This window comes from Kocuria sp. CPCC 205235 (assembly GCF_040980905.1).
Lineage (GTDB): Bacteria > Actinomycetota > Actinomycetes > Actinomycetales > Micrococcaceae > Kocuria > Kocuria carniphila.
The window spans coordinates 1-16,681 of the sequence record NZ_JAVKPR010000039.1; the positions used below are offsets into that span (position 1 = coordinate 1).

At 68.4% G+C, this 16,681-nt stretch carries 14 protein-coding genes, 1 pseudogene and 1 riboswitch; of the genes and pseudogenes, 5 read left to right on the forward strand and 10 right to left on the reverse strand.

Annotated elements, in window-relative coordinates; all coding sequences use genetic code 11:
- Together RF638_RS15215 and RF638_RS15220 are read left to right on the forward strand one after the other, a co-directional pair.
- A pseudogene (locus RF638_RS15215) lies at positions 1-189 on the forward strand (IS110 family transposase); the annotation flags it as partial.
- A 365-nt stretch (positions 190-554) separates the two neighbouring features.
- On the forward strand, positions 555-1,766 hold the full coding sequence (locus tag RF638_RS15220; protein ID WP_368842357.1) for a heparan-alpha-glucosaminide N-acetyltransferase domain-containing protein: 1,212 nt from the start codon (positions 555-557) through the stop codon (positions 1,764-1,766).
- Between the two features lie 73 nt (positions 1,767-1,839).
- Here RF638_RS15220 and RF638_RS15225 read toward each other — a convergent pair whose 3' ends face one another.
- The 4 genes from RF638_RS15225 to RF638_RS15240 all read right to left on the reverse strand — a co-directional run bounded on the left by RF638_RS15225 (position 1,840) and on the right by RF638_RS15240 (position 6,544).
- Positions 1,840-2,982 (reverse strand): sensor histidine kinase, encoded by a 1,143-nt coding sequence (locus RF638_RS15225; RefSeq protein WP_368842358.1) that lies wholly within the window; start codon positions 2,980-2,982, stop codon positions 1,840-1,842.
- On the reverse strand, positions 2,979-3,701 hold the full coding sequence (locus tag RF638_RS15230) for a response regulator (protein ID WP_368842359.1): 723 nt from the start codon (positions 3,699-3,701) through the stop codon (positions 2,979-2,981). Before RF638_RS15230 ends, RF638_RS15225 begins: the two co-directional genes overlap by 4 nt.
- Before the next feature lie 1,021 nt (positions 3,702-4,722).
- A complete protein-coding gene (locus RF638_RS15235) occupies positions 4,723-5,607 on the reverse strand; it encodes a C40 family peptidase (protein WP_368842360.1) in 885 nt (294 codons plus the stop codon).
- Positions 5,608-5,881: 274 nt separating this feature from the next.
- Positions 5,882-6,544: a C40 family peptidase gene (locus RF638_RS15240; protein WP_368842361.1), complete on the reverse strand. Its 663-nt coding sequence runs from the start codon at positions 6,542-6,544 to the stop codon at positions 5,882-5,884.
- Between the two features lie 5 nt (positions 6,545-6,549).
- Positions 6,550-6,742, reverse strand: a riboswitch (cyclic di-AMP (ydaO/yuaA leader).
- A 587-nt stretch (positions 6,743-7,329) separates the two neighbouring features.
- On the opposite strand from RF638_RS15240, the gene RF638_RS15245 reads away from it, so the two are divergent.
- Positions 7,330-7,740: a four-helix bundle copper-binding protein gene (locus RF638_RS15245; protein WP_368842362.1), complete on the forward strand. Its 411-nt coding sequence runs from the start codon at positions 7,330-7,332 to the stop codon at positions 7,738-7,740.
- Between the two features lie 455 nt (positions 7,741-8,195).
- On the opposite strand, the gene RF638_RS15250 is transcribed toward RF638_RS15245, so the two are convergent.
- Positions 8,196-9,028, reverse strand: a protein-coding gene (locus RF638_RS15250; protein ID WP_368842363.1) for an IS5 family transposase whose coding sequence is annotated in 2 segments (ribosomal slippage) — positions 8,196-8,692 and positions 8,692-9,028 — 834 coding nt in all. Because the reading frame shifts where the segments join, the coding sequence is not laid out codon by codon here.
- 28 nt (positions 9,029-9,056) lie between these two features.
- Here RF638_RS15250 and RF638_RS15255 point away from each other — a divergent pair.
- Positions 9,057-9,767 (forward strand): DUF305 domain-containing protein, encoded by a 711-nt coding sequence (locus tag RF638_RS15255; RefSeq protein WP_368842364.1) that lies wholly within the window; start codon positions 9,057-9,059, stop codon positions 9,765-9,767.
- Between the two features lie 193 nt (positions 9,768-9,960).
- Here RF638_RS15255 and RF638_RS15260 read toward each other — a convergent pair whose 3' ends face one another.
- From RF638_RS15260 to RF638_RS15280, 5 genes are all read right to left on the reverse strand, one after another.
- Entirely contained in the window at positions 9,961-10,641 is a 681-nt protein-coding gene (locus tag RF638_RS15260) for a DUF305 domain-containing protein (RefSeq protein ID WP_368842365.1), read from the reverse strand.
- Positions 10,642-10,684: 43 nt separating this feature from the next.
- The gene (locus tag RF638_RS15265) at positions 10,685-12,922 is read right to left on the reverse strand and encodes a copper-translocating P-type ATPase (protein WP_368842366.1); all 2,238 of its coding nucleotides are present in this window, start codon (positions 12,920-12,922) and stop codon (positions 10,685-10,687) included.
- A 55-nt stretch (positions 12,923-12,977) separates the two neighbouring features.
- Entirely contained in the window at positions 12,978-13,310 is a 333-nt protein-coding gene (locus RF638_RS15270; protein WP_368842367.1) for a heavy-metal-associated domain-containing protein, read from the reverse strand.
- A 95-nt stretch (positions 13,311-13,405) separates the two neighbouring features.
- On the reverse strand, positions 13,406-14,545 hold the full coding sequence (locus RF638_RS15275) for an ATP-binding protein (protein ID WP_368842368.1): 1,140 nt from the start codon (positions 14,543-14,545) through the stop codon (positions 13,406-13,408).
- The gene (locus tag RF638_RS15280; RefSeq protein WP_368842369.1) at positions 14,542-15,243 is read right to left on the reverse strand and encodes a response regulator transcription factor; all 702 of its coding nucleotides are present in this window, start codon (positions 15,241-15,243) and stop codon (positions 14,542-14,544) included. Before RF638_RS15280 ends, RF638_RS15275 begins: the two co-directional genes overlap by 4 nt.
- A 158-nt stretch (positions 15,244-15,401) precedes the next feature.
- Between RF638_RS15280 and RF638_RS15285 the strand changes: the two genes are divergently transcribed.
- Entirely contained in the window at positions 15,402-16,286 is an 885-nt protein-coding gene (locus RF638_RS15285) for a F510_1955 family glycosylhydrolase (protein ID WP_368842370.1), read from the forward strand.
- Positions 16,287-16,681: the final 395 nt, after the last annotated feature.

A 16,681-nucleotide genomic window follows, 5' to 3' on the forward strand; every position in this document is an offset into this window, starting at 1 on the left:
GCCTTCGCCTCGCTGAGTGCTAGCCCCGCTTCACGGGCCTATTACGATCGAAAACGGGCCGAGGGTAAACGCCACAACCAAGCTGTGATCGCACTGGCCAGACGACGAACCGACGTGCTCTACGCCATGTTGCGCGACGGATCTTTCTACCAAGAACCCACCCCACCGACCGTGGCCCTAGCCGCTTGACGAAAACCATAGAAGCACCCCCCGTTCTCATCGGCCCGTGTACGGGCAAACGGGTGCCCCGGCGTTGCTCCCCAGGGCTGGGGCACCCGTCATTATTCAGGTGAAGCGTGGACCCGGTCCGGGGCGCGGAAACCGCCGGGCCCCCAGGGGCCTCGCGGGTTCTGTGCTGTGATTCCCTTTCCTCCTTTCGTGTGGTGACCGTAGGAGTGAGCACCTCTGTGCTCCATGAATCCTGAAGTCTTCATGGATTCTTGAGAATTCCGCGACGGGCACTCCAAGTGCGGGGACCACCCTGAGGGCAGGACGGTCCCGGATGCACCGGGACGTTGTTGTCAACAGGGGGAATGATGAGTAGTGGACCGAGAATGGGAGAGCATCCGCCGGCGGGTCTTGCAGACGCGGTGGTCCGGCCCACGCGCCGGTTGGTGGGGATCGATGCGGCTCGAGGGCTGGCGCTGATCGGGCTGATGGCCATTCATCTGCTGCCGGCCTGGAACGAGGAGACCGGAGAGGCGAGCTGGTCGTGGCGGCTGTTCTCGGGGGACTCGGCGGCCCTGTTCGCCCTGCTGGCTGGGGTGGGGTTGGCACTGACCTCCGGGGGGCGGCACCCGCACGAGGGCAGGACGATGACCGCTGACCGGATCGGCCTGGTGGTGCGCGCGATGCTGATCGCGATCGTGGGACTGTGGATCGGCACACTGATGTCGGAGGACCCGCCGGCCTACAACATCTTGATCTACTACGGGGTGTTCTTCCTGCTGGCGATTCCGTTCCTGCACGCAGGTCCGAAGTTCCTGTTCATCTCTGCGGCGATCTTCGGGGTGGTGTCCCCGCTGCTGATGCAGGGCCTCCAAGATGTGTTGCCCGAATTTGTCTCCTACAACCCCACGTTCACGGATCTGCTGACACAGCCCGGTGCCACGGCATCCCAGCTGCTGCTCACCGGGACCTACCCGGCCCTGCCGTACATGACCTATCTGTTGGTGGGGCTGGGGCTGGGGCGGTTGAACCTGCGCAAGACGGAGGTTCAAGCTCGACTGGTAGTGGTGGGAGTGGGGCTGGCGATCTTCGCCCGGGTCACCTCCTATGTCCTGCTCTACGCCTTCGGCGGCTACCAGCAGTTGTTGGATGCCTCCTCGATGGGCGAGCACGACCTGGATGATGTGCTGGTTTGGGGGCCGGATTCCTTGCCCACGGACACTGCGTGGTGGCTGGCGATCGCCACCCCGCACACCAACACCCCGCTGGCGATCGCGGCCAGTCTGGGGGTGGGCTTGGCGGTGTTGGGAGTCTTCCTGCTCATCGGCCCGAAGATCGGGAAATGGTTGCTGCCGCTGTCGGCGATGGGGGTGATGACCTTGACCCTCTACACCGCCCATCTGGTGGCGCTGTCCTTCGAGATCCACTACGAGCTGCCCTACCTGTGGTTTATGGTCCACCTGGCGGTCGCGGCGCTGTTCGCGGTGGCCTGGCATCGGGGCCTGGGACAAGGGCCGCTGGAGAAGGTGGTCAGCACCAGTGTGAAAGGCACCCGCCGGCTGGTGCTGGGCGGGCCGGCCAAGAACGGCCACGGATAGGAAGCGCAGGCAGCAACGACATGACGGGCCACGCCCGCCGCCGTCGCAGACCGGCCTGGCGATGCCGCTGCGGTCAGTCCGTGGGCGTGTGGTGGGGCAAGCGGATCCGGAAGCTGGTCCCGCGCCCGGGGCCCTCACTGGTGGCCTCCAGGGACCCACCCTGGGCCTCAACCAGCGACTTGCTGATGGCCAGCCCCAAGCCAGAGCCTCCGCGGTGAGCTTCCCGGCCGGTGTGGGCGCGGTAGAAGCGCTCGAACACGTGTGGGAGGTGCTCCGGGCTGATGCCTTCCCCGGTGTCGGTGACGGTGACAGTGACCGCCTCCGGGGCGTAGTCGGTGTGCACGGTGACGGCGCCTCCGGGCGGGGTGTGGCGCAGGGCGTTCTCCAGCAGGTTGCCCAGCACTTGTCCCATCCGCTCCCGATCAACCAGCACCGGTGTGACCTCCATGCCGGTGCTGATGGAGGTCACCGTGATGTCCTGTCCGGCGGCGTCTTGTTGGACGGCCGCGACCGCCTGGGCTGCCAGCCGGCTGGGGTCTTGGGGGGTCAGTTGCAGGTGGGTCATACCTTCCTCAGCGGCGGTGAGCTGGCGGATGTCGCGGGCCAGTCGCTCCAGCCGGGTGATCTGGGCGTAGAGGATGCTGGTGGTCCGTTCATCCCACTGGACCACTCCGTCTTCGATGCCCTCCAGGTGTCCTTTGAGACTGGCCAGGGGGGTGCGCATCTCGTGGGCCAGATCGGCCAGCATCTGACGCCGGGTGGTGTCCACGGCGTCGAGCTTGGCGGCCATGTCGTTGAAGGAGGAGGCCAGGGAGTCGAACTCCGGGCCCAGTCCGGTGGAGGTGACACGCACGTCGTAGTTGCCCGCGGCCACCTCGCCGGCGGCGGCGCTGAAGGAGGCCAGGGACCGCCCGATCGTGCGGTAGAGGTAGAAGGTGAGCATCCCGGCGAGGTAGAGCGCCGGGAGCCCTCCGATGGCCAAGGCCGTGAGACTCACCGAGCGGAAGGCGTCCTCCAGGTGCACCAACCCGAGGGCCTCATCGGCGTGGCCGGACTCGACGAGCTCGTGGTAGAACATCCTCGGTCCGACCAGGACCGCGGTGATCACCACGATGATCAGCCCGATGGCCAGCACCGCGGTCTGGGCCAGCATCAACCGCATCGTCAGCGGGCTCCAGGACCAGCGGTGGGTGCGCTCGGAGACGGTGGCGCTCATCGTCCGCTGCCCATCCGGTAGCCGATCCCACGGATGGTGTGGATGAACCGCGGGTTGGTGGCTTCGTCGCCGAGCTTCTTGCGGATCCGCCCGATGTGCACATCCACCAGGTGCTCGTCCCCGGTCCAGTGCGTGTCCCAGACCATCTCCACCAGCTGCCGGCGGGAGAGCACCAGCTGTGGGCGGGCAGCCAGGCACAGGAGCAGGTCGAACTCGATCCGCGTCAACGCCACCGGTTCCCCGGCCAGGTGCACCTGGCGGGAGTCCTCCTCCACCACCAGCTCCCCGATCACCAGCGCCTGCTGGCTGTGCTGGGAGTCTGCCGTGGGTTCGGCACCTCCCGTGCGGGCCCGGCGCAACATGGCTTGGACCCGGGCCACGAGCTCACGCGGGCTGAACGGTTTGGTCACGTAGTCGTCAGCGCCCACGGACAGGCCCACGATCTTGTCGACTTCGTCGTCGCGGGCCGTGAGCATCAGCACGTAACAGTCCGAGAAGGTCCGCACCTGACGGCACACCTCGATGCCATCGATCCCGGGCAACCCCAGATCCAGCACCAGCACGTCCGGGGTGAAATCGCGCACCGCGGTCACGGCCTCGGTGCCGTCGTGGCGCACGGCGACCTCCAGCCCGGCCTTGCGCAGATATCCTGCGACGAGCTGCGCCAGGTCGGTCTCGTCGTCGACCACCAGGATCCGGCCGGTCGGGGGCGTGGACATGTGGGCTCCTTGATCAGTGGGTAGGACCGTGCCTGCGGTTCGGGGCATGGGGTGGTGGGGCTGGGGCAACATGGCCGTCGCCCCGGGGCACGAGATGTCACGCCCGGCCATAGCGGGGGTGACGTCAAGGCTCCGGGGCCTCAGGCTTCCCACCCCGCGGGCCGGCAGAACCCAGGCGTCCTTCTTGCGGGCACGGTGGGGGACCGGGAGCAGGGGCAAAGTGATGCCGGGAGGCGGGGGTAGTCCGGTCGGGAAGGGGTGCGTTGGGGCTCTGCCAACGGTGCGCGGAGGCGGACACCGGTAGATCCGCCAGATCCGCTCCAGCGGCGCACGGCAGTACGTCGGTCGCCAGAGCGGACAGTGCCGCAACATAGGCCGTGGCGCTGGTGCTGGCCTCCACGTGCATGTCGCTCCTTCCGCCGCACATCGGTCAGGACGGGGCCATCTGGCCGGTGATCCCACCGGCCAGAGCCGGGACGGGGCGAGAGCCTGACCATCAAGCAACGCCACGGCCGGTCCAGCGGCCTCAGACCGCAAACCGGTGCTGGTCGGTGCCGTGGCCCTGTCCTGGAGACCAGTCTGCGGGAGAGCCGGGAGGATTGGGTCGTTCATGCACTCTGCGGGACAACGGCGACCGGAGGCGGTGGTGGCCTCGCAACGCCGCCACGCCGACAGTTTCCGGTGCCTCTCGTTCCGGTTCTCTGTACCTCTCGCCCTCGACGACAGGCCGACTTTCCCGGGGTAGCGGAGCTGAGGGTGTTGGCCGCTGGAGGGTGGTCTGGGGCTGTGCCGGTCCTGTCATCAGGAGAACACTGGAGCTCCCGGAGCCACAGCGGATGGGGTCATCGTCGACATCGACGCGGTCGAGCGCAGGCAACCCTGGTGGGGTGCTCCCGGGGTGTCGGCACGACGGTGGCTAGCTGTTCGATGCTAAAAGGTGCCTGCAGGTGTGGAAACCGGGTGCGCGGACCCTGTCTGGCCGACCAGGAACCGCGCACCCGGAAGCTGTGCTGGCGTGCGGTCAGCGCACGCGGATGTAGACGGGGCCGGTGCCCACGTTGACGCTGTCGACGACGGTGCTGCCGCCGTTCCAGCCGCCGTGGACGGCCTTGCCGCCGCCGATGTAGACGCCGATGTGGGCTGTGCCCATGCCACCGTCGGCGTAGTAAACGAGGTCGCCGGGTTGGGCCTGGCCGGCGGAGACCTGAGTGCCGAGCGTGAAGTACTCAGCCGGCCAGCCGCGGAAGTTGATCCCGGCGGCCCGCAGGGCGTTGCTCACCGCTGCGGTGCAGTCCTGTCCGACGCCGAGCTGTCCCATGGCCGCGGAAGCGATGGTCGCGCCCTTGCCGGAGGATGAGCTCTGCGGGGTGACCGTGCGCTCGGCGGCCGGAGCGGCCTGCACGGCCGGCTTTGGGGCGGGAGCGGCGGCGGGCCTGGGGGCCGCCTGCACAGTCGGCTTCGGGGCGGGGGACGCCACCGGGGCGGGTGCGGTGACAGGTTTCGGGGCCGCCTGGACGACTGGCTCCTGGACGACAGGCTCCGGGGCGGGTGCGAGGGCCGGGGCGGCCACGGCCTTCGGTGCCGGAGCGGCCACGGCGGGTGCCGCGACGACCGGGGCATCGACTTTCTGCTCCGCCTTTTTCTCGGTCTTCTTCTGGTTGGTCTGCTTCTCGGCTGTGGTTACGTGGGCGACCGGCTCGAGGGACACGGTGGGCGCTGCGGTGGGGGTGGCGGCAGCGACGGCCGACAGCGGGGCGTCGGTGGAGGCATCCGGGGTCGGGGTTGCCTGCACGGAGACGGTGGTGGCCAGGGCCAGGCCGGAGAAGGCCGCGACGGCGGCCACGGTGCGGGCCCTGCCGGTGAGGAGGGAGCTGAGGCCGTTGGAGGAGGTCAGGTCACGAGTCATGAGGAGTTCAACGGGCTTTCTGGCGGGCCGGGCGGATCTGTCGGAACGGTGTTGTGACAGCACGGATTACCCCGGTCAGGGGTGCAAGGTGTCACGGTGTTCGGCAGAGCGGGCCCCGGATCGGGAGCACCGCGCACGGCGGGTGAGTGGAGGAGAGGTGTGGTGTCCGCAAGGGAGGAAAAACTCACTCGAGAGGCGGGGACTCTCTTGTGCAACCGGGGTGAGGACCGACGCCCTCCGCGACGATTCCGGTCGTTGCGGAGGGCGGGTCGGGTCAGCGGTAGGTGTAGTAGCCGTCCACCGGCATGGCGTTGACGGAGTGGACGAAGGTGCCCTGGGTGGGGTTCAGGGCGGAGATCATCTTGCCGCCGCCGATGTAGATGCCGATGTGGGCCCCGCCGTTCTGGGAGACGAGGTCCCCAGGCTGCGGGGTAGCCGTGGGGGTGGCCGCGGCGATCTGCTGGAAGCTGGTGCGGGGGATCTCGATGCCGTTCTGGGCGTAGGCCCACTTCGTGAACCCGGAGCAGTCCCAGGCGCCGAAGGCGGTCCCGCCCCAGACGTAGCCGGTGCCGGCGCCCTGCATCGCGGTGCCCACGATCCCGGAGGCGCCGGTGATCTCGGTGATGTCCGCCGACTGGGTGGACACCGTCGCGGTCGAAGCGCTCTGCTCAGGAGCGGCTGGGGCCTGGGTGGAGGCGGTGGAGACGGTCTGCGGGGCAACGACGGCCTGGGGGGCCGTCGAGGAGTAGGTCGTCAGCGCGGACGCGGGGGCCGAGTAGGCGGTGGCGGTGCCCGCGGGGACCTCGGCGTAGGCCTGGGCCGGGGCGATGGAGCCGATCACAGCCGCGCCGGCGGCAGCGGCGATCGTGGTGGTACGCACCAGGTGCGAGGTGGTCTCGGCGCGGTGGCGGGCAGTGCTGCGCTTGAAAATAGTCATGAGTGTGTTCCTCCCTTTGCCTACGAGGTGAGCTGTCGGATGCGGGTGGGAGACACCCGGCCGCCCCGGACGCAGACGTCCTGGGCGACTTAACCCCTAGGTCCCGGGTCACCGGGACCGAAAATGGTTCCCCCGCTTCTGCCAAGCGATTTCTCTTCAGGAACCCCGGGCACCGGCAGAATTCGGCGATGTGCACGAGGGTGCCGACCGGATCAGTCAGCGGCACGCAGTGGACAGTAGCCCACCTATAACGAAAGTGTCACGTTTAGATCACGGCTCAGATTCTTCTTCGGTGGGGACTGAGGCGTCGGTCTCCCTGGCTCCAGAAAGCCACATCGTGGAAGACGGGTTTCGTCGCTCAGCTGGGCTCATGACGCGGGCCTCGGCAAGTCCAGGACCAGTCCGACTAGACAGAATGGCATCGAGACGCGCTTTTCGCTGGACACATCCAACGGCGACAAGGGGCTGGGGGCCGCGCGTCCCTTCCAGCTTTTCTGGAGGCAACACCAAGGTTTTTCCGAGGGTACTTACATTTTGGAGAGGCCTCGGGGCAGCTTTTCGGGGCGCGCGGCGGAATTTCTTCACGAGATCTCCATATTCGGCCGGCTCCCCCGGGGTGAAGGCCAGTCGTCGGGGTGCCGCTGCGCCCCACCGGGGCGTCGATCTTCATCAAATCTTCAATCTTTCGGGGCGCGTCACACGGAAAAGGCAGTTTACTGTCGATGGCATGGCGGGCTGGTTCCGGCCGGTTCGTCTCCTCGAGAAAACCGACGAAGGAGCAAGCCATGACTCATCACGTGAGTGCGATGCTGGAGACCTACCCGAAGGACCTGGGCGGGGTGGACCAGGCCAAACTGGCCGCCTGTATCGAAGCCTGTTTCGAGTGCGCCCAGACCTGCACCGCTTGTGCTGATGCTTGCCTGTCCGAGGACATGGTTGCCGAGCTGACCAAGTGTATCCGCACCAACCTCGACTGCGCGGACCTGTGCGAGGCCACCGGGCGGGTGCTCTCGCGGCACACCGGCTATGACGCGAACATCACCTTGGATGCGATCAGGGCCTGCCAGATGGCTTGCAAGGCGTGTGCGGATGAGTGCGAGCAGCACGCGTCCATGCACGAGCACTGCCGGATCTGTGCTGAGGCCTGCCGGCGCTGCGAGGCCGCCTGCGCCGAACTGGTCGCCTCTCTGGGCTGAGTCCCGACCCCACTGACCCATCACCCGGGCGGCGGGGGCGGTGCGAACGTCCGTGACCGACAGGGATCGGCGTCACGGGCCAGATCTCCTCTGCGGAGGGGGCCGCCGCCATGACGCACCCGCCGCCTGGGTGGTGCCCCAGTAGCTGAGGGCCCGTGGAGAAGGGTTTCCCCGGGAACCGGGCCTTTTCTGGAGGCCACACGTTGACCGACGGGTACCGGTGACCGGTCTGCGTCGGTGAAAGAGGATTCTGATGGGCTGATCGGGCCCGCCCGGAGGCGGGTTTCCTCTTCCCCCACCCCTGGTTCAGGACAGCTCTACCCGCCCGCCTGTTCGCGTGCCGGGTACGGGCTGATTGCCGAGGCCGGCACATCGGGGTCGGCCTTCTTCATCGTGGAAGAGAGACATCATCATGCGTTCCAACCAGTTCCTTGGCCGCCGCTTTAGACCTGGTCTCATAACTTCGTTGCCTGGCGCAGTCTCCGGAGGTTGATGAGGGTGACGGCGAGCAGGAGTAACGGCAACAGCGTGGCGGCGGTGCGGTCGTAGCGGATCCCAAGGCGCTTGAACCGCAACACCCAGGAGATCGTCCGTTCCACGACCCAGCGGTGCCGGCCCAAGTGGGTCTTGGCCTCGATCCCACGGCGGGCGATGCGCACCTTGATCCCTCTCCGGTGCAGGTAGCGTCGGCACCTGGGGTAGTCGTAGCCCTTGTCCGCGTGCAGCTTCTCCGGCCGGCGGCGGGGTCGCCCGGGACGACCGCGTCGGCCGCGCACCGCCGGATTGGTCTCCAACAGCGGTTCGAAGAGTCTGCTGTCATGCGTGTTCGCGGCCGAGGCCAGCACGTGCAGGGGCAGGCCGTTCCGATCGGTGAGCAGGTGGTACTTTGTGCCCGGTTTCCCGCGGTCGGTGGGGTTCGGGCCGGTCAGCTCGCCCCCCTTTTGGCCCGGACCGACACGGCGTCGATGCTGGCCCGGGACCAGTCGAGGATCTCCTGCTCGGAGAGCTCCTCGAGCACGGCCCGGTGGAGCTTTTCCCAGACTCCGGCCTCCTGCCACGCGCGCAGCCGGCGCCAGGCGGTGTGCCCGGACCCGCACCCCAGCGCCGGGGGCAGGTCCCGCCACCGGCACCCGCTGTGGAGCACGAACAGGATCCCCTCCAGAGCCGCCCGGTCGTCGATCCTGGGCCGCCCACCGGGCCCTCGAGGCTGTGGCTGAGGTGGGATCAGCGGAGCGATCAGCTCCCACAGACGGTCATCGACCATCCACGACTGCGTCCTCGTCGTCATGCAGGCACTGTGAAGCACTTCCAGGCGGGTGGCAACGACCGATCAGGTTTTGAGACCAGGTCTTACGGCCGCCGCCTCCACCGTTGTCTTCGCGACTGCCCTGCTGGGCGGGGCCACCGCCCCGGCCCTGGCCCATGGTCAGGTGGCCACCCCGGTCTCCTCCCACGCACAGGGTCACCCCCCGGCGGAGGTGCTCCAGCCGGATCCGACCTCCCCGACCGCCTACGAGTTCGGTGAGACCCTGGCCGGGCTGGAGGGCGAGCAGCTGGAGATCACCTTCCTGGCCGAGATCATTCCGCACCACCAGGCCGCGATCGAGATGTCCCAGCTGGAACTCGAGCGCGGGGCCAGCCCGGACATCCGCACGCACGCGGAAAACATCATCGCCAACCAGGAACACCAGATCGACCAGTTCACCCGGTGGTTGGAGGAGTGGTACGGGCTGACCCCCGGGGAGGCCATGGCTCAAGCCCCTGAGGAAGCCCAGGAAGAGATGAAGGTCCTGGAGGAGAAAACCCAGATGATGATCGAGGAACTCTCCGCCGTGGAGGCCGGTGAGGGCTTCGACGTCGCCTTCGTACAGAAAATGATTCCGCACCACCAGGCCGGGATCATCGAGTTCCTGGAGCCGCAGTCCCGGGCCCCGCACGCCCAGCTGCGGGTGGCCGCCACCGCGGGAATCACCACCCAACAGGCCCAGGTCGCTGATTTCCGCACCTGGCTCGCCGGCCGCAGCTAGAATCCCGGGCCAGCCACCGAAGTGGTGAGCCCACGGAAGGCTGACCTCATGACACACCGGTTGCCACCGGCCCAGGGGCAGGGGGGCCTCACCCAGATGGGTGAGGCCCCCCTGCCCCTGGGCCGGTGAAGCCCCTCAGCTCAGACGCCCGGGTTGCGGGGTGGATGCCTGATCGGGGCGAGCACAGCAGGTACTAGCCCTGGATCTGCTGCAGCAGACGGTCCATTTCCTGGATCTCCGCTTCCTGGTCCTCAATCACCTTCTGCGCCATCTCGATGGCCTGAGGATTCTGACCCTCGGCGACCTGCTCCTGGGCCATGTCAATGGCCCCGCGGTGGTGGGCGGTCATCATGGTCAGGTACATCTCGGCGGCCTCGGCGCCCTCAGCGGCCTCCAGCTCCTGCATCTGCTCCTCGGTCATCATGCCCTCCATGCCCGCACCGGAGTCGGAGCCGTGGTCCTTGCCCTCCATACCGCCGGACTCCATCGAGGTGGGCTCCCCCCAGGTCTCGAGCATGTTCTTGAGCTGGTCGATCTCCGGACCTTGGGCGGCGACGACCTTGTTGGCCAACTCCTCGACGTCCGGGTCGAGATCGTCCTTGGCGAGCATCACCTCGCTCATCTGAACCGCCTGCTGGTGGTGGGGAATCATCATCTGGGCGAACATCGTGTCCGCGTCGTTGTGCTCCTCTGTGACCGCCTCAGCGGAAGTGGACGGGGCGGCCGTGGCGGTGTCCGTGCTCCCAGCGCCGGCCGCCGCGGATGTGGTGGCCTCAGGTGCCTCACCGGCGGTCTCTTCGCCGCTGGTGCCGCAACCGGCCAGGGCCAGGGCGGAGGCCAGGGCCAGAGTGGTCAGGGTGGTCGAACGCTTCATGGGTTCAGTCCTTTTCTGTGTTGAGGGGTGGGAAATCGATGGGTCAGTGGGTGTGGGCCGTCTCGGGCCGCTTCGATGGGGCGGCAGTCTGGCCCTCACCATCGGCGGCCGCCAGGTGCGCCGGGTCCAGGTCGAGGCGGCGCAGCAACTGAGCGTTGAGGGCGACGACGATGGTGGACACCGACATCAGCACCGCCCCGACGGCCGGGGAGAGCACGATCCCGACGGGGGCAAGGACGCCGGCGGCCAGGGGAACGGCGACGATGTTGTAGCCGGTGGCCCAGGCCAGGTTCTGCAGCATCTTGGTGTAGCTGGCCCTCGAGAGGTCGATCATCGACAGCACCGCGCGGGGGTCGTTGCCGGCCAACACCACCCCGGCGGACTCCATGGCCACGTCGGTGCCGGCACCGATCGCGATGCCGACCTCGGCGCGGGCCAGGGCCGGGGCGTCGTTGACGCCGTCGCCGACCATCGCCACGGTCAGCCCGCGGGACTGGAGCTCGGTGACCTTGGTGTCCTTGTCCTGGGGCAGGACCTCGGCGAAGACCTCGTCGATGCCCAGATCGGCCCCCACAGCCTCAGCGACCTGGCGGGCGTCGCCGGTGATCATCGCGACCTTCACCCCGCGGTCCTGCAAGGCGGCCACCGCCGCGCGGGACTCCGGGCGGATGCGGTCCTCCAGGGCCAGGGCCCCGATGACGGTGCCCTCGCGCAGCACGTGCAGGACCCCGGCCCCGCGGTCGGTCCACTGCCGGGTGGCAGCGGCGATCGTGGCCGGGGTGGACAGGCCCAGTTCGCGCAGCATGTTCGGTCCGCCCACCACGACCTCGGCGCCGTCCACGGTCGCGCGCACCCCACGGCCAGTGGCCGACTGGAAGCCGGTGCCATGCAGGCCCAGCCGAGTTGCTTCGGGGTGGGCGGTGGCCGCCTGCACGATGGCTCGAGCCACAGGGTGCTCGCTGTCGGCCTCCGCGGCGGCCGCGAAGGCCAGCAGCTCTCCCTCGGAGACCCCGGGCACAGCGGCAGCGCCGGTGACAGCGTGGGCGCCTTCGGTGAGGGTGCCGGTCTTGTCGAACAGGACCACGTCGATGGTGCGCATCCGTTCCAGCGCCATCCGGTTCTTGATCAGCACCCCGGCCTTCGCGGCGCGTTCGGTGGAGATCGCGATGACCAGCGGAATGGCCAGCCCCAAAGCGTGCGGGCAGGCGATCACCAGGACCGTCACGGTGCGCACCACCGCATCGTCGGGCTGACCCAGCAGGGTCCACACGACCGCGGTGAGGAGGCCGGCGACCAGGGCGAACCAGAACAACCAGGCCGCGGCCCGGTCGGCCAGTGCCTGGGCGCGGGAGGAGGAGGCCTGGGCGTCGGCGACCATCCGCTGGATCCCGGCCAGGGCCGTGTCGGACCCGACGGCCTCCACGCGCACCCGCACCGTGTTGTCGGTGGCCACAGTGCCTGCCACGACCGCCTCGCCCACCGCGCGGGAGACGGCCTTCGACTCCCCGGTGATCATGGACTCGTCGAACTCGGCCGATCCGTCGGTGATGGTCCCATCAGCCGGGACACGGGCCCCGGATCGGACCAGGACCACATCGCCCACGGCCAGCTGATGAATCGCAACGGTGACGGTCTCACCGTCGAGGACCTTCTCGGCCTCATCGGGCAGCAAGGCGGCCAGGGCATCCAGAGCGGAGGAGGCCGCGCCCAGGGCACGCATCTCCATCCAGTGGCCCAGCAGCATGATCACCACCAGCAGGGCCAGCTCCCACCAGAAGTCCAGGTCGAAGCCGCCGATGCCCAGCGTCGTGACCCACGAGGCGACGAACGCGACGGAGATCGCCATGGCGATCAGCAGCATCATGCCGGGCTGGCGGGACTTCAGCTCGGTGAGCCCACCTTTGAGGAACGGCATCCCACCGTAGAAGAAAATGATCGTGCCCAGCACGGGCGGGATCCAGATAGAGCCGGGGAATTGGGGGACGTGGTAGCCCAGCAGGTGCCCGACCATGGGGCTGAAGACCACCACGGGGACCGCCAATACGAGACTGAGCCAGAACTTGTTCTTGAACATCGCCGTGGAATGCCCGGCGTGCTCCCCGTGAGTATGGACGGCGTGGTCCTCGTCCACCGCGGAGTGGGCGTGGTCGGAGGGCATGGCCTGCCCGTGGGTATCGGCACGGTGTCCGTGGCCGGTGTGGTCCAAGGGTTGCTCAGCCCCGTGGCCAGTGTGCTCGTGGTCCGGGGCCGCGGGGTGGTCGTGGTGGTGCGGGGCGCTCATGATGTGCTCCTTCCGCGCAGGCCCCTCTGCGGGGCCGAGGTGATGTTGGGGCTCGTCAGGCGGTGACGAGGGTGTAGCCGGCTTCTTCCACGGCGGCGCGGACAGCCTCCGCCGACAGCGGTCGGGCGGCGGTGACCGTGACGGTGGAGGTCCCACCGGCGACCAGGTCGATGCGCACCTCGCTCACCCCGTCCAGGGCGGTGACCTCCTCGGTGACACTTTGGGCGCAGTGACCACACGTCATGCCTTTGACCTGGTAGGCCGTGGAGGTCCCGGCCGGAGGGGCTGTCTCGGCGGTGGGAACGGTCTGATTGAGGGCCGGGGCGGGGGCGCAGCAGGCGCAACCGGTGGAAGCCATCGGCAACTGGGAGCGGGTCTCGGGGGTCATCGGGAACTCCTTCGATCGGATCATGGGGCAGGGCCGGCAACGGTCTTACCACCTACAGGTATATACCCCTAGGGGGTATAGGTCAAGAGGGTGGGTCACACGGTCGTCCTGGTGGTCCGTGGGCTGTGCTGGGGGTGGCGGGGCAACTCCACGGTGAAGACTGCGCCTTGTCCGGGGCCGGGTGAGGTGGCCGTCAGGGTCCCGCCGTGGGCTTCGGTGAGGGCCTTGGAGATGGTCAGCCCGATCCCGGAGCCGCCGTGGTCCCGGTCCCGGGCGGTGTCCCCTCGGTAGAAGCGTTCGAACACCTGGGACAGGTGCTTGCCCGCGATGCCATCGCCGGTGTCGGCGACCTGGATGGCCAGGCGGCGGGGTCCGTGGGTGGTGGCCCGCACGGTCACGGTGCCTCCGGGTGGGGTGTGGCGCAGGGCGTTGGTGAGCAGGTTGCCCAGCACCTGGCCCATGCGTTGCCGGTCCACCGTCACAACCTCGGCGTCGTCGGCGTCCACGGTGAGGGTCACGCCCTTGACGGTGTAAGCCTCGCGGTGGGCTTCGGCGGCAGCGCGGACCAGCTCGCCCACGGGGTGTTCGGTGCGGTCTAGGTCGATCCGGCCCTCTTCGGCGCGGGAGACGTCGTTGATGTCCTCGACCAAGCGGGTGAGGCGGGACAACTGGTCGGCCATGAGTTCGTTGGTGGCCTCGTCCCAGGAGGTGACCCCGTCCTGAAGGGCCTCGAGGTAGACAGAGAGCACCGAGATGGGGGTGCGCATCTCATGGGCCAAATCCGAAAGCATCCGTCGTCGGGTGTCCTCGGTGTGCTGCAGCCGGGAGGCCATGGTGTTGAATGCCCCGGCGAGGGCATCCACTTCCGCGCCGGCGCCCATGGCCGGGACCCGGGTGTCGTTGCGGCCGTGGGCCATGCCCTGGGCCGCCTTGGTGAGTTGTTCCAAGGGCCTTCGGAGGCGGCGGGAGCACCAGGCGCTGACCACCAGCGCACACATCAGGGCGGTGCCCAGGGCCACACCCAGGGTGATGAGGTTGGTGTCGCGGTAGGCCTGCTCCACGTGCAGCAGTTCCGGGGAGTTCTCCGGGTGCCCGGCCATGAGCAGGTGCTCGTGGAAAATGGGCGGGCCGGCCATCGAGGCCACCATCACCGCGGCGGCCAGGCTGGCGGCGACCACCAGCAACTGGGCGACCAAGAAGCGGAAGGCCAAGCCGCGTTCGCGCCAGGAACTCATGGGGTCACCATCCGGTAGCCGACTCCGCGCACGGTGTCGATGTAGGCGGCCTGGTCCTCACTGAGTTTCCGGCGCAGGTGCCCGATGTGCACATCCACCAGCCGCTCGTCGCCCACCCAGGCTGGGTCCCACACGGTGTCGATGAGCTGGCGGCGGGACAGCGCCTGCTGCGGGCGGGCCGACAGGGCGGCCAGCAGGTCGAACTCGGTGCGGGTCAGCCCCACCGGGGCCCCGCCCACCCGAGCCTCGTGAGCGGTGAGGTCGACGACCAGGTCCCCGAACACCCGCTCCGGTTCGAAAGCGGTCACGGTGGTGCGGGGCCGGCGCAGCACCGCCGCGACCCGGGCGACGAGCTCACGCACGCTGAAGGGCTTGGTGATGTAGTCATCAGCCCCGGCGGCCAGCCCGGCCAGCTTGTCCTCCTCGTCGCCGCGGGCGGTGAGGATCAGCACGTAGCACTCGGAAAATGCCCGCAGCTTCCGGCAGACGTCGATCCCGTCCATCCCTGGCAACCCCAGATCCAGCACCACCACATCGGGGGTCTGTGTCCGGGCGGCCTCCAGGGCGTCGGGGCCGGTGTGAGCCTGGGTGGCGTCATAACCGGCGCGGGTGAGATAGGTGGCGACCATCAGGGCCAGCGGCTTTTCGTCGTCGACCACCAGCACTCGCCCGGCCGCCGCATCGATGCCAGGGTTCATAGCTTCAGTGTCTCAGCCGCCCCGACCTGCATCGGCGCCAAGAGCCCGGTGGACCGGAATCTTCGCCAAATCTTCAAACAAACCGCCCGAGAGCCTCCTCGAGGCGGGGAGACAATGGTGGGTGCTCCTCGCAGTGTGGTGCGAGGCAGAAAGGACTCATGAAACCTCCTACCCGTAGAACCCTGCTCATCGGCGGCCTCGGCATCCTCGGCACCGGCGCCCTGGCGGCGTGTACTTCCCCGGCCGAGACCCCGGCACCGCCGGCTACGGCCGGAGCGAGCAGCGCCGGCACGGCGATCACTCACGTGCACGCCATCACCCGCGACACGGTGACCGGGGGCGGAGCAGGGGCAGGGACGATCCTGCTGGCCACCCACGAAGGGCTGTTCCGCCTCCAGGAGGGGGAACTGACCCAGGTGGGTCCGGTCGTGGATCTGATGGGTTTCACCGTCACGCCCGAGGGCCGCTATCTGGCCTCGGGCCACCCCGGCCCCGGCACCGATCTGCCCGAACCGGTCGGTTTGATCGAATCCACCGATCAGGGCCAAACCTGGCAGGTGCTCTCCAGGGGCGGGGAATCGGACTTCCACGCCCTGGCCGCCGGCCCGAACGGGGTGCTCGGCTTCGACGGGCAGCTGCGCGCCAGCTCCGACGGGCGCACCTGGAACACCCTCGAGATCCCTTCCGCCCCGGCCGCCCTGGCGATCGCCCCGGGCACAGGCACCATCCTGGCCACCACCCAGGACGGCGTCATGCGCTCCGCCGACGACGGCGCCACCTGGGACACCCTGGACACCCCGCAGTTGATGTCCCTGATCGCCTGGGCCGACGAGAAGACCATCGTCGGAGCCGGGATCGACGGGCACCTGCTGACCAGCACAGATGCCGGGGAGACCTGGACGGCCAGTGACCAGCCGATCGGGGAGATCACCGCCCTGGGGGCCGGGCTCACGGAGGAAGGCGAGACCGAGGCCCTGCTCGTGGCCGACGGAACCGTGCTGCGCACCACCGACGGCGGGAACACCATCGAACAGCTGCTCTGACCCCGTTCACGTTCACCCGCTCGTGGACGAGTCTCCCTGGCACGCCCACGTCTCAAGCGTTCACGCACAATGCCCGCCCACAATGCCCGTTAATGTGCGCGCCTGGAGCAGGGCAGCAGGATCTGTCCCTCAACCGATGCTCGGGGCAGAACAAGAGACCCCTGCTCTCTGCAGGGGCCTCTTGAAGGATGCCGGGGGCAGGCTACGCGCACTCGTCGTAGTGGTCCTCATGCTCCGCATGCCGGTGACCGTCGTGGAGATAATCCACATGATCGCCGTGTTCAACGTTCTCGTGCCCGCAGTTCTCTCCGTGAGTGTGTTCTGCGGGTTAAAGGCCAAAATGTGTGTATGGCTCGGGTGTGTCATGGGTGGTTTCGGCCTGCCCAGCCGTGTTG